The organism is Dietzia sp. IBK-p2-16D, assembly GCF_057773085.1.
In genome coordinates, this window is sequence record NZ_JBYMTL010000001.1 from 650,943 (window position 1) to 670,221 (window position 19,279).

At 70.3% G+C, this 19,279-nt stretch carries 19 protein-coding genes; 4 read left to right on the top strand and 15 right to left on the bottom strand.

All coding sequences use genetic code 11. From position 1 onward, the window contains the following. Positions 1 to 16 precede the first annotated feature (16 nt). On the top strand, positions 17 to 1,120 hold the full coding sequence (locus AC3DE3_RS03125; protein ID WP_488368916.1) for a zinc-binding dehydrogenase: 1,104 nt from the start codon (positions 17 to 19) through the stop codon (positions 1,118 to 1,120). A 69-nt stretch (positions 1,121 to 1,189) separates the two neighbouring features. On the opposite strand, the gene AC3DE3_RS03130 is transcribed toward AC3DE3_RS03125, so the two are convergent. From AC3DE3_RS03130 to AC3DE3_RS03155, 6 genes are all read right to left on the bottom strand, one after another. Beyond that, the gene (locus AC3DE3_RS03130) at positions 1,190 to 2,332 is read right to left on the bottom strand and encodes a thiolase family protein (protein ID WP_488368917.1); all 1,143 of its coding nucleotides are present in this window, start codon (positions 2,330 to 2,332) and stop codon (positions 1,190 to 1,192) included. Positions 2,333 to 2,405: 73 nt separating this feature from the next. Further along, a complete protein-coding gene (locus AC3DE3_RS03135) occupies positions 2,406 to 3,611 on the bottom strand; it encodes an acyl-CoA dehydrogenase family protein (protein ID WP_260487988.1) in 1,206 nt (401 codons plus the stop codon). Between the two features lie 100 nt (positions 3,612 to 3,711). Continuing rightward, positions 3,712 to 4,473, bottom strand: coding sequence for an SDR family NAD(P)-dependent oxidoreductase (locus tag AC3DE3_RS03140; RefSeq protein ID WP_488369101.1), 762 nt, complete (start codon positions 4,471 to 4,473; stop codon positions 3,712 to 3,714). 62 nt (positions 4,474 to 4,535) lie between these two features. Then, positions 4,536 to 5,609 carry a phosphotransferase family protein gene (locus AC3DE3_RS03145; protein ID WP_488368918.1) on the bottom strand — a complete coding sequence of 358 codons (1,074 nt, stop codon included), beginning with the start codon at positions 5,607 to 5,609 and terminating at the stop codon, positions 4,536 to 4,538. Between the two features lie 63 nt (positions 5,610 to 5,672). Further along, entirely contained in the window at positions 5,673 to 7,031 is a 1,359-nt protein-coding gene (locus AC3DE3_RS03150; protein ID WP_488368919.1) for an MFS transporter, read from the bottom strand. Between the two features lies 1 nt (position 7,032). Continuing rightward, positions 7,033 to 8,721 (bottom strand): class I adenylate-forming enzyme family protein, encoded by a 1,689-nt coding sequence (locus AC3DE3_RS03155; protein WP_488368920.1) that lies wholly within the window; start codon positions 8,719 to 8,721, stop codon positions 7,033 to 7,035. 118 nt (positions 8,722 to 8,839) lie between these two features. On the opposite strand from AC3DE3_RS03155, the gene AC3DE3_RS03160 reads away from it, so the two are divergent. Further along, a complete protein-coding gene (locus AC3DE3_RS03160) occupies positions 8,840 to 9,454 on the top strand; it encodes a TetR/AcrR family transcriptional regulator (protein WP_488368921.1) in 615 nt (204 codons plus the stop codon). A gap of 47 nt (positions 9,455 to 9,501) precedes the next feature. On the opposite strand, the gene AC3DE3_RS03165 is transcribed toward AC3DE3_RS03160, so the two are convergent. After that, positions 9,502 to 10,218 (bottom strand): LysR family transcriptional regulator substrate-binding protein, encoded by a 717-nt coding sequence (locus AC3DE3_RS03165; protein WP_260487998.1) that lies wholly within the window; start codon positions 10,216 to 10,218, stop codon positions 9,502 to 9,504. A 68-nt stretch (positions 10,219 to 10,286) separates the two neighbouring features. On the opposite strand from AC3DE3_RS03165, the gene AC3DE3_RS03170 reads away from it, so the two are divergent. Both AC3DE3_RS03170 and AC3DE3_RS03175 read left to right on the top strand, forming a co-directional pair. Further along, positions 10,287 to 10,754 carry a MaoC family dehydratase gene (locus AC3DE3_RS03170; RefSeq protein WP_260488000.1) on the top strand — a complete coding sequence of 156 codons (468 nt, stop codon included), beginning with the start codon at positions 10,287 to 10,289 and terminating at the stop codon, positions 10,752 to 10,754. An 85-nt stretch (positions 10,755 to 10,839) separates the two neighbouring features. Further along, positions 10,840 to 11,589 carry an SDR family NAD(P)-dependent oxidoreductase gene (locus AC3DE3_RS03175; protein WP_488368922.1) on the top strand — a complete coding sequence of 250 codons (750 nt, stop codon included), beginning with the start codon at positions 10,840 to 10,842 and terminating at the stop codon, positions 11,587 to 11,589. Positions 11,590 to 11,671: 82 nt separating this feature from the next. Here AC3DE3_RS03175 and AC3DE3_RS03180 read toward each other — a convergent pair whose 3' ends face one another. The 8 genes from AC3DE3_RS03180 to AC3DE3_RS03215 all read right to left on the bottom strand — a co-directional run bounded on the left by AC3DE3_RS03180 (position 11,672) and on the right by AC3DE3_RS03215 (position 19,271). Further along, positions 11,672 to 12,703 carry an MBL fold metallo-hydrolase gene (locus AC3DE3_RS03180; RefSeq protein ID WP_312027442.1) on the bottom strand — a complete coding sequence of 344 codons (1,032 nt, stop codon included), beginning with the start codon at positions 12,701 to 12,703 and terminating at the stop codon, positions 11,672 to 11,674. After that, positions 12,700 to 13,026, bottom strand: coding sequence for an EthD domain-containing protein (locus AC3DE3_RS03185; protein WP_260488004.1), 327 nt, complete (start codon positions 13,024 to 13,026; stop codon positions 12,700 to 12,702). Before AC3DE3_RS03185 ends, AC3DE3_RS03180 begins: the two co-directional genes overlap by 4 nt. A 79-nt stretch (positions 13,027 to 13,105) precedes the next feature. Then, positions 13,106 to 13,726, bottom strand: a complete 621-nt coding sequence (locus tag AC3DE3_RS03190) for a TetR/AcrR family transcriptional regulator (protein ID WP_260488006.1) — start codon at positions 13,724 to 13,726, stop codon at positions 13,106 to 13,108. 102 nt (positions 13,727 to 13,828) lie between these two features. Beyond that, complete coding sequence (locus AC3DE3_RS03195; RefSeq protein WP_488368923.1) at positions 13,829 to 15,325, bottom strand: class I adenylate-forming enzyme family protein; 1,497 nt, start codon at positions 15,323 to 15,325, stop codon at positions 13,829 to 13,831. Positions 15,326 to 15,450: 125 nt separating this feature from the next. After that, positions 15,451 to 16,518 carry an alcohol dehydrogenase catalytic domain-containing protein gene (locus AC3DE3_RS03200; protein ID WP_488368924.1) on the bottom strand — a complete coding sequence of 356 codons (1,068 nt, stop codon included), beginning with the start codon at positions 16,516 to 16,518 and terminating at the stop codon, positions 15,451 to 15,453. Further along, entirely contained in the window at positions 16,515 to 17,279 is a 765-nt protein-coding gene (locus AC3DE3_RS03205) for an SDR family NAD(P)-dependent oxidoreductase (protein ID WP_260488012.1), read from the bottom strand. Before AC3DE3_RS03205 ends, AC3DE3_RS03200 begins: the two co-directional genes overlap by 4 nt. A 1-nt stretch (position 17,280) precedes the next feature. Further along, positions 17,281 to 18,045: an SDR family NAD(P)-dependent oxidoreductase gene (locus tag AC3DE3_RS03210; protein WP_260488014.1), complete on the bottom strand. Its 765-nt coding sequence runs from the start codon at positions 18,043 to 18,045 to the stop codon at positions 17,281 to 17,283. Next, on the bottom strand, positions 18,042 to 19,271 hold the full coding sequence (locus AC3DE3_RS03215; RefSeq protein ID WP_488368925.1) for an acyl-CoA dehydrogenase family protein: 1,230 nt from the start codon (positions 19,269 to 19,271) through the stop codon (positions 18,042 to 18,044). The genes AC3DE3_RS03210 and AC3DE3_RS03215 overlap by 4 nt, the downstream gene beginning before the upstream one ends. Positions 19,272 to 19,279 lie beyond the last annotated feature (8 nt).

A 19,279-nucleotide genomic window follows, 5' to 3' on the forward strand; every position in this document is an offset into this window, starting at 1 on the left:
GCGTACAGTCGGCACCATGAGAGCTGCGGTGTGTGTGGAGACCGGGTCCCCGCTGGTGATCGAGGACATCCCGATCCCGGAACCGCGCGCCGGCGAGGTCCTTGTCCACAACCACGCCTGCGGGGTCTGCCACACGGACCTGCACGTGATGAAGGGCGAGGTCGGGTTCCCGCTGCCGGGAGTCCTGGGCCACGAGATCTCCGGCGTCGTCGCCGAGGTCGGCGCCGGGGTCACCCACGTCCGGCCCGGCGACCGGGTGGTCGGCTCGTTCATCATGCCGTGCGGATCGTGCGAGAACTGCGCCCGCGGCATGGAGGACATCTGCTCGACGTTCTTCGAGTACAACCGCCTGCGCGGCACCCTGTACGACGGCGAGACGCGCCTGCACCGGGCCTCCGGCGAACCTCTGTCCATGTACTCGATGGGCGGGCTGGCCGAGTACAGCGTCACGCCCGCCACCGCGGTGTTCGCCCTCCCCGAGCAGCTCGACCTCACCGATTCCGCCATCCTCGGGTGTTCGATGTTCACCGCCTACGGCGCGGTCCGCAACGTGGGCGACGTCCGGACCGGGGAATCCGTCGCGGTGGTGGCGGTAGGTGGGGTCGGTCAGAACATCGTCCAGCTGTCGGCGGTCAGTGGCGCCGAGTCGGTCATCGCCATCGATGTGGACGACGACAAGCTCGCCCTCGCCCGCCGCATGGGTGCCACCCACACCGTCAACTCGCGGGCGGTCGACGCGACCGAGGCGATCATGGAGATCACCGGCGGTCGCGGGGTGGACGTCGCCTTCGAGGCCCTGGGGTCGGCGGCCACCACCCGGCAGGCGACCGACATCGCCCGCGAGGGCGGCCGGGTCGTCGTCGTGGGGATCCCACCCGCGGGCACCTCGCTGGACGTGGACCTGGCCCGCATCGTGCGTCGCAAGATCCAGATCAAGGGGTCCTACGGGGCCCGCGCCCGGCAGGACGTGCCGGCGCTCGTGCGCCTGCTGGCCGCGGGGAAGCTCGACCTGGGCGGGATGATCTCCCGGCGCGTCCCGCTCTCGGCGGCACCGGAGACCTATGAGGCGCTGGATCGCGGCGAGGTGCTCGGCCGGGCGGTCGTCCTCACCGGGGAGTAGCCACCGAACACCGCGACCCCCGGCCTCCGTGAGGGAGGTCGGGGGTCGCGGCGGGTGATCCGGCTCGGATCAGAGCAACTCGATGATGGTGGCGTTGGCCTGGCCGCCGCCCTCACACATCGTCTGCAGGCCGTACTTGATGCCCTCGTTCTTCATGTGATGGACGAGGTCGGCGAAGATCCGGGCGCCGGAGCCGCCGAGCGGGTGCCCGAGCGCGATGGCGCCACCGTTGGGGTTGAGCTTCGCCGGGTCCGCCCCGGTCTCGGCGAGCCACGCCATCGGCACGGACGCGAACGCCTCGTTGACCTCGTACACCCCGATGTCGTCGATCGACAGTCCGGCCTTGGCCAGTGCCTTGGCCGTGGCGGGGATCGGCGCGGTGAGCATGATGACCGGATCGTCGCCGGCGAGCGTGGCGGTGTGCACCCGTGCGATCGGGGTGCAGCCGTACTTGGCGGCCGCCTCCTCGCTCATCACGAGGATCGCCGCGGCGCCGTCCGAGATCTGCGAGGCGTTGCCGGCGTGGATGACGCCGTCTTCCTTGAACGGGGTCTTCAGTCCGGCCAGCCCCTCGACGGTGCTGCCGCGGCGGATGCCCTGGTCGGTGTCGAAGACGCCGTCCGGGGTGGTCACCGGCACGATGTGCCCGGCGAAGAAGCCGGCGTCCTGCGCGGCGGCGGCCTTCTCGTGCGACGCCACGGCGAACTCGTCAAGCTGGGTGCGCGTGAAGCCCCACCGCTCGGCGATCATCTCTGCACCGACGCCCTGGTTGGGGGCGGTGCCGTCGTAGCGGTCGAGGAACGACTGCCCGTACGGGAACGACTCGGAGGAGACGTGCGAGCCCATCGGCACCCGCGTCATCGACTCGACGCCGCCGGCCACCACGACATCGTGATACCCGGACTCGACCACGGCCACCGCGAAGCTCAGCGCCTGCTGCGACGAGCCACACTGCCGGTCGATCGTCACGCCGGTGACCGTCTCCGGCCACCCCGCCGACAGGGCGGCGGTCCGGGCGATGTCCCCGGCCTGCTCGCCTGCCTGGGTGACACAGCCCCAGATGACGTCCTCGACGATCGAACCGTCGATCCCGGCGCGCTCGGCCAGCGCCTTGAGAACGGTCCCCGACAGATCGGCGGGATGCACCCCGGCCAGTCCACCCTTGCGCTTGCCCACCGCGCTGCGCACGGCCTCCACGATCACTGCACCCATGTGCGTGTTCCTCTCTTGAACGGTGAGTATCCGGTCCGGGAAGACCGGGTGTTGTCAGTGTTGCGCATCACGCTCAGCCGATGTACGGCGGCGTCCGCTTGAGCTCGCCCCGCGCGATGGTGCGGCGGTGGACGGCGTCCGGGCCGTCGACGATCCGCAGCGCACGCGCCCAGGCGTAGAAGTACGCCAGCGGGGTGTCACCGGAGACGCCGGCCCCGCCGAAGATCTCGATGGCCCGGTCGATCACCGCGCAGGCGACCTGCGGGGCGATCACCTTGATGGCGGAGATCTCGAACCGCGCCTCCTTGGCGCCGACGGTGTCGATCATCCACGCGCAGTGCTGGACCTGCAGGCGGGCCTGGTCGATCTCGATCCGCGAGTTGGCGATGTGCTCCTGCACCACGCCCTGGCTGGCCAGCGACCCGCCGAACGCGTGCCGGGACTTGGCGCGGTCGACCATGAGCGCCAGCGCCCGCTCCGCCATGCCGATGGCGCGCATCGCGTGGTGGATGCGGCCCGGCCCGAGACGGGCCTGGGCGATCGCGAACCCGGCACCCTCCTCGCCGAGGAGGTTCGACACGGGGACCCGCACGTCGGAGAACACGATCTCGCAGTGACCGTGCTGGTCCTGGTACCCGAACAGCGGCAGGTTACGCTCGATCGTCAGACCCGGGGTGTCCCGGGGCACGAGGACCATCGACTGCTGCCGGTGGGTCTCCGCGGACTCATCGGTCTTGCCCATGACGATGAGGATCTCGCAGCGGGTGTCGGCGATGCCGGTGATCCACCACTTGCGACCGTTGATCACGTACTCGTCGCCCTCGCGACGGATCACGGTCTGGATGTTGGTGGCGTCCGAGGAGGCCACGTCCGGCTCGGTCATGGCGTACGCCGAGCGGATCTTGCCCTCCTTGAGCGGCTCGAGGTACTTGGCCTTCTGCTCGTCGGTGCCGAACAGGTGGAAGGTCTCCATGTTCCCGGTGTCGGGCGCCTGCGAGTTGATCGCCTCCGGGGCGATGACGGGCGACCACCCGGTGATCTCCGAGACCGCGGCGAACTCGAGGTTGGAGATCCCGGACCACTCGGGCAGGAAGAGGTTCCACAGGCCCCGGCGACGGGCCTCGGCCTTGAGGTCCTCCATGACCGGCGGGTAGGCGTTGTCGCCGTGCTCGCGCAGGTACTCGGCCCAGACGGGCTCGGCGGGGAAGACGTGCTCCCGCATGAACTCCCACATGTTCTCCTGCAGCTCGATGCTGCGCTGACTGTGAGCGAATTCCATGTCATTACTCCTGTAGAAGCGATCCGCGGCTGCCCGCCGCGGGCGGGATGAGGGAAGAGGTGCCTGCGTCAGTGCAGGGTTGGTTCAGTGCAAAGTCAGTTCAATGCATAGTCATCCCACCGTCGACCACGAGCGTGGTCCCGGTGATGAAGGACGAGGCGTCCGAGGCCAGGAACAGCAGCGCCGAGTCGAGCTCGGGCTGCAGCCCCAGCCGACCGAAGATGGTGCTGCCGGTGATGTCGGCGAGCATCTTCTCCGGGATCTCGTCGGTCATCTCGGAGGCGAAGTACCCCGGGGCCAGCGCGTTGACGCGGATGCCACGGCGGCTGCCCCACTGCGCTGCGAGGTCGCGGGTCAGTCCGAGCACGGCCGCCTTGGTCGCCGAGTACGCGGCCTGGGGGGCGAAGCCGGCGGTGAGACCCAGGACGCTCGCGACGTTGACGATGCACGCGCCCGGCTCCATGACGGCCGCGCACTCCTTGGCGGCCCAGTAGGCGCCGTTCAGGTTGACGTCGACCACGCTGCGGAACTGCTCGGGGGTCTCCTTGAGAGCGGGCACGGCGGTGCCGATGCCCGCGTTGTTGACCAGCACGTCGATGCGCCCGTGGGCGTCCGTCGCCGCGCGGACCATCGCCGCACACGATTCGGGGTCCGCGACGTCGCAGGCCACGGTGGTCGCCACCGCCCCGGTCGCACGGAGCTCCTCGGCGAGGGCGTCAAGGCGCTCACGGCGCCGGGCGGCCAGGACGACCGTGGCACCGGCCGAGGACAGGGCCCGCGCGAAACCGGCCCCGAGCCCGGAGGAGGCGCCCGTGATCACCACGACGCGGCCGTCCAGCCGGAAGCGGTCGAGCACGGGCAGCGCCGACTGCGGTCCGGTCCGGGGATCGACCGGGGTGGGCGCTGCGGATGAAGACTCGGCCATCAGTTGGTCACCTTCCTGGAGTCGAGGATCGAGTGGCCGTGGTCGACCAGCTCGCGGATCTGCGGGCCGATGTCACCGAAGTCCTGACCGGCCATGTCGCCGGCCTCGGAGCGGGTCGCCACGCCCTGGGCGATCGCCGCGAACTTGAAGACGGCGAACGCCAGGTACCACGGCATGTGCGACGGATCGGTGTCGGTCGCCGCGCAGTACCGGTCGAGGAGGCGCTGGGGGCCGGGCCACCCCGGTTCGGTGGTGATGCTCGGGATGAGCGGCACCGTCGGCCCGTCAGGGTCGCCCCAGTACAGGACCGTCTGCGCCAGGTCGGCGACCGGATCGCCGAGCGTGGACAGCTCCCAGTCGAGGATGGCCTTGATCCGCCCCGGGTCGTCGGGGTCGACGACGTAGTTGTCGAGCCGGTAGTCACCGTGGATGATCCGCGACGACGGCGAGGTGGGCATGCTCTCGCCGAGACGCGCGGCCAGGTCGGGCAGCCGGTCGGCTCGAACGGAGGCGCTGGATTTCTCCGACTGGCCCATCCAGCGTCGCAGCTGCCGCTCCAGGTAACCGTCCGGGCGACCGAGATCCCCCAGCCCGACCGCGTTCTGATCCACCGCGTGAAGTGCGACCATCGCGTCGATCTGCGCGTCCGCCATCGCCGCCTTGTCGTCGTCGCTCTCGGCGAAGCCGGCCGGTAGCACGTCACGGATGACGTGACCGACCACCTTCTCCATCACGTAGTACGGCACGCCCAGGTCCTCGCCGGTGGTCTCGTTGAGCACCACCTTCGCCACCGGTACGCCCGTGCCCGCCAGCCCGAGCTGGATCCGCGCCTCGCGGCCCATGTCGTGCGCGCTGGGCAGGAGCTCGCCCGTCGGCGGGCGCCGCAGGATCAGCTCCCCGGCGTCCGAGCGGAGCGTGAACGTGAGATTGGACTTGCCGCCGGCGATGAGGTCGGCGTCGAAGTCCGCCCAGGCCTGCTCCCCTGTGGCCTCGGCGATCTTCGGCCCCACGACGTCGGGGCGGAGCAACTGGTCGACGGACAGTCCCGTGGACTCGGACGATGAAGTGGTCATGGCGTGGATCCTCGCGGTTGATGGGCGACCGGGCGGGTGGTTCGGGTCAGTTGTGGCCGACGCTCAGTTGTGGCCGACACGGTGCAGGTCGTGGCCCCGGGTCTCCTTCATGAAGGCGGTCGCGACCATCGTCGCCACGCAGAGGGCGATGATGTAGGCGCTGATCATCCAGTACAGATCCCACTGGATGAACTGGGCGTTGAGGTAGGGCGCACTGCCGCCGAACACCGCGACGGACAGCGAGTACGCGAACCCGATGCCGGCAGTGCGCATCTTGGTGGGGAACGCCTCGGACATGAACGAGGACAGGATCGAACCGGCGGCCGCCACCAGGGTCATGGCGATGAGCGAGGCGAGGAACAGCGTCCAGGGACGCTCGTCGATCATCCCCATGAGCACCGGGGTGGTGATGATCGTGCCGACGCCGAAGATGAAGATGACCGGACGGCGCCCGATGTGGTCGGAGAGCAGGCCCCACAGCGGGAGCGTGCACAGGGCGATGAGCTGGCTGCCGAAGATCGCCCAGAACGCGGCCTGTGAATCCATGTCACGCTGCGTGATGGCGAAGGTCGAGGCGTACGAACTCCAGGTGTAGTGCGCGACCGTGATGCCGGAGACCATGGCCACGACCAGTGCGATGGCACCGGCGAGCTTGCGGCGCGAGAACGTGGCGACCGGGGAGTTCGGATCGGCGGCAGCGGCCTCGGCGGCCTTGTCGAAGACGTCGGACTCCTCCATGCCGGACCGCAGGTACAGCACGAACAGTGCGAACACGGCACCGAGCAGGAACGGGACACGCCAGCCCCACTCGCCCACCGCGGACTCGGACAGGACGGCGGTGATGGTGCCGCCGATTCCGTAGGCGATGACCGTGCCGCCCATGATGGCGACGAAGACGAGGCTGCCCCACATGCCGCGACGGTGCGGGGGCGCGATCTCGGCGACGTAGCTGTAGGCGGTGGCCGACTCGCCACCGTGCGCGAAGCCCTGGATCATGCGACACAGCAGCAGCAGTGCCGAGGCGACGATCCCGAGCGTCCCGTAGGTCGGGAGCAGACCGATGAGCAGGCTGGCACCGGCCATCATGAGCATCGTGGTGATGAGGACGAACTTACGGCCCCGGACGTCGGCGATGCGGCCGAAGACGATGCCGCCCAGCGGGCGCATGAGGAAGCCCACGGCGAAGACGGCGAACGTCGCCAGCAGCGCCGAGACCGGGTTCTCGTTGTTGAACATCGCCGCGGCGATGTACGGGGCGAAGACCGCGTAGGCGGTCCACTCGTACCACTCGAACAGCTGGCCGGTGGTGCTGGCGGCCAGCGAGCGGACGTTACCGCGGTTGCCCGTGTCGGACTGCTTCGGGACGACGGCGGTGTCGCCGACCCTCCCGCGGTCGTCGGGGTTGATGGTGGCCTCGGCCATGTCAGTGTCCTTCGGTGGTAGTGGAGGGGTGGGGTGGCGTGTGGTCGTCGCGGAGTTCGCGACGCCGGATCTTCCCGGTCTGTGTCTTGGGCAGCTCACCGACGACGTGCACCTCGGCCGGCCGCTTGTAGGCGGCGAGCCGCTCGGCGGCGAAGGCGATCAGCTCGTCCTCGGTCGCGGTCCGCCCGGCCTTGAGGGAGACGAACGCGGCGACCTTCTCCCCGCGGTACTCGTCGGGAAGTCCCACGACGGCGGCCTCGAACACGGCGTCGTGCTCGTACAGGGCGTCCTCGACCTCGCGGGGCCAGACCTTGTACCCGGAGGCGTTGATCTGGTCCTTGAGGCGGTCCACGAGGTAGACCCAGCCGTCGGCGTCCATGACGGCGACATCGCCGGTGTGCAGGCGACCGCCGGGCATGGTCGACGCGGTCGCGGACTCGTTGCGCCAGTACCCGGACACGATCTGCGGGCCCGACAGGACGAGTTCGCCCTGCTCGCCCGGTGCCACCGGCTGATCGTCCACGCCGACGACCTCGGCGCCGATCCCCGGCAGCGGGACGCCGATGGACAGGGTGCCGCTCGCGTCGTCGACCGGCGCCCGGAGCCCGGGCGGCACCGCGATGACCCCGGAGGTCGTCTCGGTCATGCCGTACCCGTTGTGGATGTAGTGGCCGAACCGCTCCTCGAAGCGCTCGACCGTCGACGGCGGGATGGGCGCCCCGCCGCTGTACAGGGTCTTGACCGCCGAGAAGTGTTCCGGGCCTGCCTCGTCGAGGCGCATGAGCGCGTTGTAGGCGGTGATCGAACCGATGGTGAACGTCACCCCGTGCTCGTGGAACGCGTCCAGCATGACCTCGGGACGGAAACGTCCGGCGAAGACGAGGGTGGAGTCGCTGACCAGCGCGAGGGTGGCGTTGATGACGGCACCCGTGATGTGGAACAACGGCGCCATCGCGAGCACCACGTCGCCCGGCACGAGCCCCACGAAGTCGGCGAAGCTCCGCGCGACGGCGATCACGTTGGCGTGGGAGTTCATCGCACCCTTGGGCGGCCCGGTCGTTCCCGAGGTGTAGGTGAGGAGCGCGAGATCGTCGGGGGTGCCCTCCGCGGGCTGGGGCGTGCGCCCCTCGAACTCGCGGATCAGGGAGACCAGATCGCCGTCTGCCGAGGGCTCGACCTGCTGGTCGGCGCCGAAGGCGCGGGGATCGTTCCGGGTCTGCAGGTCCCGCTCGCTGGTGCCGAGGACCCACGCCACAGCGGTGCCGGAGACCGCGTCGCGGATGGCGGGCACGTCACGGTCGGTCGCGATGATCCCCACCGCGCCGGAGTCCTCGACGGGGAGCCGGAGCTCGCGGCCGAAGTACATGGGGTTGAGCACGACGGCGGCGGCGCCGATCTTCCACAGTGCCAGCATGGCCAGCGCGTACTGGGGGATGTTCTGGAGGTGGATGCCGACACGGTCCCCGGGCGCGACCCCGCGGACCTGCAGGGCCGTCGCGAGCGCATCCGCCATCGCGTCGACCTCGCGGGCGGAGAATCCGCTGTCGAAGTACGCGATGGCGATCCGCTCCGGCGAGGACGCGACACGCTCACGCCAGGCGTCCACGAGCGTCGCCCGCCGCGTCACCAGGCTCTCGTCGAGCCCCGGTCGATACAGCGTGCGCCATGGCCTCGGGTCTTCCTGGCTCATCGTCGCTCCTCTCGTTCAGGTCGTTCTGCCGTTTACCGACCGATCGATCGCTCGGTGTGCGATAGTGTTACCCACACCACATCAGGTGTCAAGCGAGAGGGTGGATAGGGTTGTGACGATGAGTGAGAAGACCTCGGCGGACTGGCGGGAGTTCGGCCCGGACGAACTCTCCACTCCCCTACGCGCGGCCCTGGAGGTCTTCGCCCGGCACGGCTACCACGGGGCCTCGATCAGGATGATCGCCGAAGCCGCCGGGCTCTCGGTTCCGGGCCTGTACCACCACTACCGCTCGAAGCAGGCGATCCTGGCCGCGGTCGTGGATTCGGCCATGGCGGAGATGCTCACACACACCCGGGCCGCCGCCGATGACGCGGAGGAACGCACCGTGACCAGGTTCGAGAATGTCGTCGAGTGCCTGGCCCGCTTCCACATGGCGCGTCGCGACCACGCGTTCGTGGCGTCCACGGAGATGCGCAGCATGGATCCGGACGTGCGGGCCCACCACATCGCGCAACGCGACGCCCAGCAGGAGATGCTCGAGGACGCCATCCGTGCCGGGATCGAATCCGGCGAGTTCACGTGCGCACACCCCGAGGACGCGGCGCGCGCCATCGCCTCACTGTGCGTGTCGATCGCGTCCTGGTACCGCCCCGACGGACCACTGTCCGCCGACGACGTCGTCGCCCGACACCTCGAGTTCGCCCGGGGCATGGTCGGTGCGGCGCGGGCCTGAATCCGCACCCCGTAGCCGGCCCCGCGCCCTATCCGGCCCCCGCGCCGTCAGCGCCGCCGCGCACCCCGGCCCGTGGGCTTGGGCGCACGCTCTGCCCGGGACTTCGCCTTGGCGGCGGTCTTCTCGCGCGCGGTCCGCTTCTCTCGCGGGGGCTCCCCCGCACCTCGTGACGTACCCGCCCTGCGACCCCGCACGATGCCGACGAACTCGTCGATCAGCTCGTCACCCTCCCGCGCCGGCGACCACGCGATGCCCATCCGCGTCGCGGGGACCCCCTCGACCGGCCTCACCACCACGTCCCGCCGACTCAGTGATCGCGCGTACGGCAGCGGCAGCACGAGCAGCCCGACGCCGGCGGCGACCAGATCCACCGCGGCGGAGACCTCGTCGGGTGTCGCGCCGATCGGGTCCACCGGCTCGAGCCAATGCTCGCCGTCCAGATCCGCGGCGGCGACCGAATCGAAAGCGCCGAGTTCGTGATCCTTCTCGGCCAACACGGCCATCGTCTCGGTGTACAGCGGAACCCGGAGCAGGCCGGGCGGGGCCGACCGCGGTGCGTCATCGGGCTCGCGGACGAAGATCACGTCGAAACCGTCAGCCCCGGCGGAGTCGGCGAGCTCCGCTCGCGGGTCGCCCGCACGCCGCGCCGAGACGGGGACGCCGGGGTTGCGCTCCCGCCACCGGGTCAACCACTTGTCGGGCTGCACGCCGGGGACATAACCGACGGCCAGGCGGCCCGCCACGGAATCGCTGTCGTCGTTCACCCCCCAACGGTAACCTCTCGTCAGCTGAACCCAATTCAGTACAGTCCCACCCCTCGACCGGAGGCACCATGACCCACATCTTCAGAACCGTCGACGAGTTCCGCCGAGCCGCGGACCTCGACCTGGGGGCGGGTGACTGGTTCACCATCACCCAGGAACGGATCGACACGTTCGCCGACGTCACGGAGGACTGGCAGTGGATCCATGTCGACGCCGAGAAGGCGGCCGACACCGACCTGGGCACGACGGTCGCCCACGGATACCTCACCCTGTCCCTCATCCCCCGCCTGAGCTCCGAGCTGTTCACCTTCGAAGGCGTGGGCAGGGCGGTCAACTACGGCTTGGACAAGGTGCGGTTCCCGTCCTACGTCCGCCCCGGTGACCGCATCCGCGCGCGCGGGCGGGTGGCGTGGACGCGAGAGGCGGCGGCCGACGGGGTCCTGGGATGCGTCCACTACGCAATCGAGGTCGAGGGGCGCGACACCCCGGCGTGCGTGGCAGAGGCCCTGATGGTGGTCTTTCCCCCCGGCGACTGAGCCCCATCCTCTTCTGTACTGAACTCAGTTCAACTACGCTACGCTGGCGGGACATCCCCCGAGACAGCCGGAAAGGGCCTAAGACATGGAGCGTTTCTCAGACAGGGTCGTGCTGGTCACGGGCGCGACCGGCGGAATCGGATCCGAGATCTGCCGCCGACTCGCCGCGGAGGGCGCCGTCGTCGTCGTCGCCGACCTCCCCGGCACCGACCTCGACGCGGCGGTCTCCGCCCTGCCGGCCGGTCCCCACCTGGCCGTCGAACTGGACGTCTCCGTCGAGGCGCACTGGACCGCCGCGGTCGAGCGCGTCACCGAGGCCCACGGACGCCTGGACGCCCTGGTCAACAATGCCGCGATCGGGAGCATCAAGTCCGTGGAGGACGAGACGCCGGAGCACTGGCAACGCGTCATCGACGTGGATCAGACCGGCGTGTGGCTGGGCATGAAGCACGCGGGCACGATGATCGAACGGACCGGCGGAGGCTCGATCGTCAACGTGTGTTCGATCCTGGGCAGCGTCGGCGGGTTCGGCAACAGCTTCGCCTACCACGCCGCCAAGGGCGCGGTCCGGACCATGACCAAGAACGCGGCCATCCACTGGGCCACCAGGGGCGTCCGCGTGAACTCGCTGCACCCGGGCTTCATCGAGACGCCGCAGCTGCTCGAGCGCTACGAGGGCAGCGAACGACACCGCGGGATGCTCGCGGGTACACCGATGGGTCGGCTCGGGACCCCGGCCGAGATCGCCGGCTGTGTGGCGTTCCTGGCCAGCGACGACGCCGGGTTCATGACCGGCACCGAGGTCTACGCCGACGGCGGCTGGACTGCGCGCTGACCCCGGTCCGATAGCACGCGAGCGGGCCCGCGGGGAGATTCCCCGCGGGCCCGTTGCCGGTTCACCGTGTCGACCCGGCCCGTCAGGCGGTGACGTACCGCTGGACGCCGTCCACCGTGACCTCGTCGACGACGATCTCGCCTCGCGCCACCAGGACATCCAGGTGGGCGACGGTCTCGCACACCGCGATCATCTGGTTGAAGCCGTCGAGCGAGGTGAACGCCCGCTCGCGGCGCGTCCACGGCAGCCCCGCCGCCACGTCCGCGCCGGTGGCCCCCTCGCGAGCACGCACCCGGTCGCGCGTCGCGCGCAGCCGGGCGTCGTGATGGTCCAGCAGCTCCCGCACCCGGACGTGCACGCTCCCCCCCACCGCCCCGTGGGCGGGCAGCATCTCGGTATCCGGGCGGTGCAACATCGCCTCGAGGGAATCGAGGTAGTCGCCCAACGGGTTGTCCCACCCGCCGAGCTCGAAGCCGATCGACGGGGAGATCCTCGGCAGGACGTGGTCGCCGGTGAACGTCACACCCAGTCCGGGGTCCTCGAAGACGAGGTGCCCCTTGGTGTGGCCGGCGGTCTGACGAGCCTGCATCTGTCGGCCGGCCACGGAGACCGGCCCCTGCTCGGTCCACTCGTCGGGCATCTCCCAGTCCGAGGCGATCCACGGCTCGGCGAGTGAGTCGATCCTCGATGCCTCGGCGATCTCCGCGGCGCCGGCCCGCTCCAGCACGGCGAGCGAGTCTTCCGGTACGGCGCTGCGCAGCTCATGGAGCGCGCTGAGGCCCGGGCGCTCGCCGCCACCCAGATGGATCCGGCTACCCACCCGGCGGCGGAGCTCGGGACCCATCGTGTAGTGGTCGCGGTGGATGTGCGTCACGTGGACGTCGGTGATCTCGTCCAGACCCACGTCGATGGAGGCGAGACCGTCGCGCAGGATCTCCAGGTTGCCGGGGACGTTCCAGCCGGCGTCGATCAACGAGACCCCGTCGACACCTTCGACCACGTAGACGTTGATGGCGCGCAGCCCGTCCTGCGGCATGGGCAGGGGGATCCGGTGGACCGAGTCGGTCACCGGGTGGCAGCCGAGCTCGGTCCAGTCCGCACCCACGCGGGTCACGACCCGTCGACCATGACCTGCTCTTCGCCCATCACCATGATGGCGCGACCCCCCATGGAACCCACGTGCTCGGCGGCCTTGGCCCACTCCGGGCTCTCGAGCATCGCGTCGTAGGCCTCCTTCGAGTCGAAGCTGAGCACCGACACACCGTCCCAGCCGAGCGAGTGCTTGTTCCCTCCGGTCTCCTTGACGGCCGTGTGCGACCACCGGCGCAGGCCCGGGAGCGGGTAGGTCACATCAGCGTGCTCGCCACGCCACCAGTCGATGAACTGCTCGTGCGTCCACTCCGAGGGCTTGGATGCCATGACGATGAGGTTGTACATGTGGTCCTCCATACTTGAATTCACTTCATGTTCAGCGGCCACGGTAGCACCGCGCCGTTTCCCCTGCCGGGCTACCGGGTCAGTGCACCAGCCGGATGCACGCGCCGGTCACGGACTCCGCGATCTCCGAGAGGGTCCGGTCCCTGCCCGGCCGGTACCAGTTCCACACCGAATTGATCAGACCCAGGACGTACCGTCCCAGCTCGACCTCATCCCGCTCCGGGAAGTCACCGGACGCCATCCCCTGCGCGAGCAGCCCGCTCCAGTCCCGCTCGACGACGCGCACCATCTCGCGCGCGCGCACCCGCTCCTCCTCCTCCCGCTCCGACGAGCGCGGCGAGGCGAGCATGTCGATGTGGTGCAGCAGGATCCGAGCCTGGAGCGCCTCGCTCTCGGTGATGTCGTACGCGCTCGCGATAGCGGCCCGGAGAGCGGATTCCGCGTCGGGTGCATCCTGCACCGCCACGGCGAACCGCTCGTGATACCGGGTCAGCTCGGTGCTCATGATGGTGAGCAGGCAGTGCGCCTTGGACTCGAAGTAGTGGTAGAGCGCGGTCTGGCCGATACCCACCTCGCTGGCCACCGTGGCCCACTTGGTGTGTTCATACCCGACGCTGCCGAAATTGGCCACGGCGGCGTCGAGGATCACCTTCCTCTTGGAACGTGGCCCGTCGGTCTTGGACTTGGTGGTGGTCGCCATCGTGCATTCCCCCCGTGCTCGGTGTAGTCGTTCCAGGTTAAGCGAAAGTGAGTTCAGCTCACACGGTCTTCGACCAACAGATCCGGCGGCGGATCGCCGCCCCTACTCGTCGGTGACGAGCTCGGCCGCCAGCGAGGCCGCACCGCGGCGGTCGAGCTTGCCCACCCGGGACTGCGGGAGCGCGCTGACCGTCCGGACGTATTCCGGCCACTTGAACTTGGGGAAGTCCGCCGCCTCGAGGTGCTGACGGATCTCGTCCAGGCTCAGCGCCTCGCGTTCGGAGACGACGAGGGCCGCCGCCCGCTCCCCGAGCACGGGGTCGGGCACCGGGACCACACACACCTGGTGGATGCCGGGGATCGCCGCGAGGGCGTCCTCCACCTCGTTGATGTCGATGTTGCGCCCGCCGCGGATGATGAGGTCCTTCTCCCGGCCGCGGATGCTCACGCTTCCGTCGTCGTGGATGAGGGCGCGATCGCCCGTCGCCAGGAACCCCTCGGCGTTGACGTCGGGCGCCACCGGCACTCCCCCGCGGGCGTATCCCAGGAACAGCGAGGGGCCCTTCACCTGGAGGGATCCGGTCTCCCCGGCGCCCAGCGCGGCCCCGTCCTCGCCCACCACGCGCACCTCGGTCCCCGGGAACGGGCGACCGTCACGACCCAGGCGGGTCTCGACGTCGTCGGTCGGGGACGGCGTGGTGTGGCCCAGACACTCGGACATCCCGAACACCCGCAGCAGGGTCGTGCCCAGCTTGACCTCCGCGCCCCGCAGGGAGTTCTGGTTCATCGGACCCCCGCCCACCGTCATGGCCTTCATGGCCGACAGCGCCCCGTCCGCGCCGTCGACGAGCGTGAGCTGCAGCGCCATGGTCGGCACCAGCATCGTCCAGGCCACACGGTGCTCGCGCAGGAGTGCGACCGCCGCCTCGGGGTTCCACTTCTCGGACGCGATCATGGGTCCGCCGAGCATCGCCGGCAGGTACATCCCGAAGCAGATCGCGGCGGCCGAGGACAGCGGCACCAGGGCGCCCACGGCGTCACCGGCTTCCAGCCCGACGGCCTCGATGGTGGACCGCCCGGCGTAGCGCAGGGCGTCCTCGGTCTGGATGACGCACTTGGGCCGTCCGGTCGATCCGGAGGTCATGGCCGCGACGGCCCCTCCGTTCCACCGCCCGACCCCACGGGAGACCCCGTCGGCCGGACCGTGGACACCCCACCCGTCCAGGGCCTCGCCGGCGGCGACGAAACCCTGCTCCGCCAGACCCCACACCGCGGCGGCGTGGGAGTCGGCCACCACGATGTCCGGCTGGAGGTCCTCCATGGCGATGTCGAACTCGGAGCGCGTCGCGTGACCGCTCATCACGGCGAGCATCCCGCCGGACAGGCCCACCGCGACCGCGGCCGCGACGGTCCGCCACGAGTTGTCGGCGCGGATGAGGACCGTCGACGGGGCGTCCGCCGCGGTGTCCAGCAGCTGCGCGAGGTCGCGGGCGGCGCGCACGACCGCGTCGGTCGAGTGGGTCCCGTCGCCGTCCACGACCGCCACGGCGTCGGGGGTGTGGGCGGCGCGTTCGACGACGTCGCGGGCCAACTGCTTCATGGTGACGTTCTCCTCGGGGGTTGTGGGTGGAGTCCGCGGGCGACGGCGGGGATGCGGGCGGGGGCGGTGCTGCTGGGGTGCGGTGTGGTTGCGGTCTGGTGTGGTGCGGTGCGCCGGGCGCGCGATCAGGGGACGACGACGAGGCGACCGGATGCCCGGCCGTGACGCAGATCCTCATACGCCTCGAGGACGTCGTCCAGCCCCCGCACCTCCACCACCGCGCTCAGGCTCCCGGCGGCAGCCAGGTCGAAGACCTCCCGCAGGTGGTGATGGGGGCCCCAGAAGGGCGCGGACACGCGCCACCCGCGGGGCATCGAACCTGTCTTGTCGACGGTCAACCGCCCGCCGGCGGATCCCACGACGGCCAGCGCCCCGCCGGTCGCCATGAGCCCGGGGGCCGCGTCGAGGGTGTCGGGGGACCCGACGAAGTCCATGACCAGGTCCGCCCCGGTCCCGCCGGACAACTCGTCGACGAGCGAACGTGCCTCGGCGACCGAGCCGACCGCGTGGTGGGCCCCCAGCCGGAGCCCGAGGTCGCGGGCGGCGGCGCGCGGATCCACCGCGATCACCACCTCCGGGGACCGGGCCGCGAGCACCTGGAGCGCGAGGTGGCCGAGGCCTCCGATGCCGACGACCACCACGATCGCCCCCTCGGGGTCGAGCGGCTGGTCGGCGACGGCGTGGTAGGCGGTGAGTCCTGCGTCCGTCAGCGGCGCGAGTGCCGGCCCCGCGGCCGGGTCGACCTCGACGAGGTGGCGGGGCGACGGGACGAGCATGTAGTCGGCGAGGCCGCCGTCGTACCCCGTCCCGCCTCCGATGGGTCCGGTCAGCTCGACGCAGTAGTTGTCGCGGCCGCTGCGGCACTTACGGCACTTTCCGCACGACCAGACGCCGTGCACGCCGCAGGTGCGGCCCACCCAGTCCCCGTCGCGGTCGTCCCCGACGGCGACGACGGTGCCGACGACCTCGTGGCCCAGGGTGAACGGCAGTTCGTACGGCAGGACGCCGGCCGCCGAGTCCATGATGTGCAGGTCGGAGTGGCACAGTCCGGCGGCGTCCACACGCAGCAGCACCTGACCGGGACCGGGCGTCGGGACGGGGATCCGGTCGAGGGTGGGGGCCGATCCCCACTCGTGCAGGCGGACCGCCCGCATGACCTCGGGCAGGCCGGCGGTCCCCGTCGCCCCGGTCATCGTGCGGTCCACCCGCCGTCCACCGTGAGGACGTGACCGGTGACGTAGCTCGAGGCGCCCGAGGCGAGGAAGAGCACCGCCCCGTCGACCTCCCCGGCGCGACCGCCACGACCGAGCATCGAGTTCCGGCGGACCCACCCGGCGGACTTGTCGTTGGTGAACAGTCCGTCGGTCATCTCCGTGTCGAACCATCCCGGGACCACGGCGTTGACGCGCACGCCGCGGCGTCCCCACTGCCCGGCGAGCTCGCGGGTGGTGCCGATGACGGCGGACTTGCTGGCCGCGTATCCGGCGCCCCCGATGGGCGCGGTGGAGACCAGACCGACCACCGACGAGACGTTGATGATCGACATCTCCCGGTCCTCGGGCAGCGCCTTGACGGCGGACACCGACAGGTGGAACCCGGAGGTGAGGTTGACGCGCAGGATGTCGTCGAACTCCTCGGCGGACTCCGTGAGCGCGTCGGGCGGTCCCGGACGACCGGCGTTGTTGACCAGGATGTCCACCGCACCGTTGATGCCGGATGCGGTGGAGATGAGGCGCTCGCGGTCGGCGGGGACCGTGATGTCGCATTCGACCGGCACGACGGATGGCAGGTCCGCGGCCAGCGCGGCGAGACGGTCCGCTCGGCGGGCCGCGGCGACGACGGTCGCCCCGGCCGCGGCGAGGGTCCGGGCGAACCCGTCACCCAGACCCGAGGACGCGCCGGTGACCACGGCGACGCGGCCGGTCAGGTCGAACAGCTCTGCAGGTGAGGCCATCTCAGTACACCGCCGTCCGTCCACCGTCGACCGGGATGAGTGCGCCGGTGGTGTACCCGGCCTGGTCGGAGGCGAGGTGCACGACCATCCCGGCGAGCTCGCGGGGGTCACCGAGGCGGCCGGCGGGCAGACGGCCCACGACCAGCCCGAGGAACTCGGAGTCCCAGTCCGCCGCCATGTCCGAGGCGAAGGCCCCCGGCATGATGCAGTTGACCCGCACCGTGGGGGCGTATTCCTGGGCGAAGGCGCGGGTGAGGGCGTTGAGCCCGTTCTTCGCCGCCGCGTAGGTGGCCTCCTGCGGGCTGGGTCGCTCGGCACCGATGCTGGAGATGTTGATGATCGAGCCTCCCCCGGCCTTGACCATCCGGTCACCGGCCACCGCCATGAGACGGAACGGGCCCTGGAGGTTGACCTCGATCGTCTTGGTGAACAGTCCCTGGGTGACGTCGAGCGAGGTCGGCGCGAGGGGCGCTATCCCGGCGTTGTTGACCACGATGTCGATCGAACCATGGTCGGCGACGATCTTGTCGACCGCGGGCTCGATCGCGTCCCAGTCCCCCACGTGCAGCGCCAACGCGTGCGCGGCGGTCCCGGTCGCCTCGGAGATCTCGCGGGCCACGGCCTCGCACTGGTCGGCCTTGCGGCTGGAGACGATCACGGTGGCGCCGGCCTCGGACAGAGCCAGGGCCATGGCCTTGCCCAGTCCGCGGGTGGCGCCGGTGACCAGGGCGACCTTACCGGCGAGAAGAGTGGACGGGTAGCTCATGCCGATGCCTCCGACGTGGTGGACGGGGTGTACTTCTTCAGCTCCAGGCGGGCCATGGTGCGCAGGTGGACCTCCGACGGCCCGTCCGCGATCTGCAGCGCACGGGTCAACGCGAAGAACCGGCCGAGGACGTTGTCGTCGCTGACACCCGCGGCGCCGAACGTCTGGATCGCGCGGTCGACGACCCGGTGGGCGGTCTCCATCGCACTGATCTTGATCGCCGCGACCTCGGACCGGGCGGCGGCGTTGCCCTGGGTGTCCATGAGCCAGGCGGCCTTGAACGTGACGAGCCGGATCTGGTCGATCTCGATGCGGCTGCGGGCGATCCACTCCCGGATCACGCCGCGCTTGGCGAGCGGTTCACCGAAGGCGACGCGGTCCGTGGCGCGTTGGCACATCATCTCGAGCGCCCGCTCGGCGATGCCGATGGCGCGCATGGCGTAGTGCATCCGGCCGGGCCCGAGACGCCCCTGCGCGATGGCGAATCCGCCGCCCTCCTCCCCGAGCATGTTCGTGACGGGGACCCGGACGTTCTCGAACAGGACCTCGCCGTGGCCGAGCCGGTCGTGGTAGCCGAGCATCGGCAGGTCGCGAACGATGGTCACGCCCTCGGTGTCCGTCGGGACGATGATCATCGACTGCTGGCGGTAGGTGCTCGCCTCCGGGTCCGATTTGCCCATGACGATCATGAACTTGCAGTCCGGGTCGATCACCCCGGAGGCGTACCACTTGCGTCCGTTGATCACGTACTCGTCACCGTCGCGGACGATGCTCGTGGAGATGTTCGTGGCGTCCGAGCTGGCGACCGCGGGCTCGGTCATGGCGAAGGCCGACCGGATCTCGCAGTTGAGCAGGGGCTCCAGCCACTGCTTCTTCTGCTCGGCCGTGCCGTACAGGGCGAGGATCTCCATGTTCCCGGTGTCCGGGGCCGAGCAGTTGATCGCCTCGTTGCCGATGAGCGACCGGCCGACGATCTCCGCCAGGGGGGCGTATTCGAGGTTCGTCAGGCCGGCGCCGAGGTCACCGTGGGCCATGAAGAGATTCCACAGGCCCTGCTCGCGGGCGATGCGCTGCAGGTCGCGCATGATCTGGGGCTGCTCGTGCGGATTCTCGTTCTCGGCGATCTGGCGGTCGTACACTGCCTCGGCCGGGTACACGTGTTCGTCCATGAACACCTGCAGCTTCTCGGCGAGCTCCGCCGTCCGCGGGGAATACGCGAAATCCATGGTCTGTC

What these genes read in the sequence shown, in the direction of transcription:
- AC3DE3_RS03125 (WP_488368916.1), top strand. Translation starts at nt 17, where the DNA reads ATGAGAGCTGCGGTGTGTGTGGAGACCGGGTCCCCGCTGGTGATCGAG.
- AC3DE3_RS03130 (WP_488368917.1), bottom strand. Translation starts at nt 2,332, where the DNA reads ATGGGTGCAGTGATCGTGGAGGCCGTGCGCAGCGCGGTGGGCAAGCGC.
- AC3DE3_RS03135 (WP_260487988.1), bottom strand. Translation starts at nt 3,611, where the DNA reads ATGGAATTCGCTCACAGTCAGCGCAGCATCGAGCTGCAGGAGAACATG.
- AC3DE3_RS03145 (WP_488368918.1), bottom strand. Translation starts at nt 5,609, where the DNA reads ATGACCACTTCATCGTCCGAGTCCACGGGACTGTCCGTCGACCAGTTG.
- AC3DE3_RS03150 (WP_488368919.1), bottom strand. Translation starts at nt 7,031, where the DNA reads ATGGCCGAGGCCACCATCAACCCCGACGACCGCGGGAGGGTCGGCGAC.
- AC3DE3_RS03155 (WP_488368920.1), bottom strand. Translation starts at nt 8,721, where the DNA reads ATGAGCCAGGAAGACCCGAGGCCATGGCGCACGCTGTATCGACCGGGG.
- AC3DE3_RS03160 (WP_488368921.1), top strand. Translation starts at nt 8,840, where the DNA reads ATGAGTGAGAAGACCTCGGCGGACTGGCGGGAGTTCGGCCCGGACGAA.
- AC3DE3_RS03170 (WP_260488000.1), top strand. Translation starts at nt 10,287, where the DNA reads ATGACCCACATCTTCAGAACCGTCGACGAGTTCCGCCGAGCCGCGGAC.
- AC3DE3_RS03175 (WP_488368922.1), top strand. Translation starts at nt 10,840, where the DNA reads ATGGAGCGTTTCTCAGACAGGGTCGTGCTGGTCACGGGCGCGACCGGC.
- AC3DE3_RS03185 (WP_260488004.1), bottom strand. Translation starts at nt 13,026, where the DNA reads ATGTACAACCTCATCGTCATGGCATCCAAGCCCTCGGAGTGGACGCAC.
- AC3DE3_RS03190 (WP_260488006.1), bottom strand. Translation starts at nt 13,726, where the DNA reads ATGGCGACCACCACCAAGTCCAAGACCGACGGGCCACGTTCCAAGAGG.
- AC3DE3_RS03195 (WP_488368923.1), bottom strand. Translation starts at nt 15,325, where the DNA reads ATGAAGCAGTTGGCCCGCGACGTCGTCGAACGCGCCGCCCACACCCCC.
- AC3DE3_RS03200 (WP_488368924.1), bottom strand. Translation starts at nt 16,518, where the DNA reads ATGACCGGGGCGACGGGGACCGCCGGCCTGCCCGAGGTCATGCGGGCG.
- AC3DE3_RS03205 (WP_260488012.1), bottom strand. Translation starts at nt 17,279, where the DNA reads ATGGCCTCACCTGCAGAGCTGTTCGACCTGACCGGCCGCGTCGCCGTG.
- AC3DE3_RS03210 (WP_260488014.1), bottom strand. Translation starts at nt 18,045, where the DNA reads ATGAGCTACCCGTCCACTCTTCTCGCCGGTAAGGTCGCCCTGGTCACC.
- AC3DE3_RS03215 (WP_488368925.1), bottom strand. Translation starts at nt 19,271, where the DNA reads ATGGATTTCGCGTATTCCCCGCGGACGGCGGAGCTCGCCGAGAAGCTG.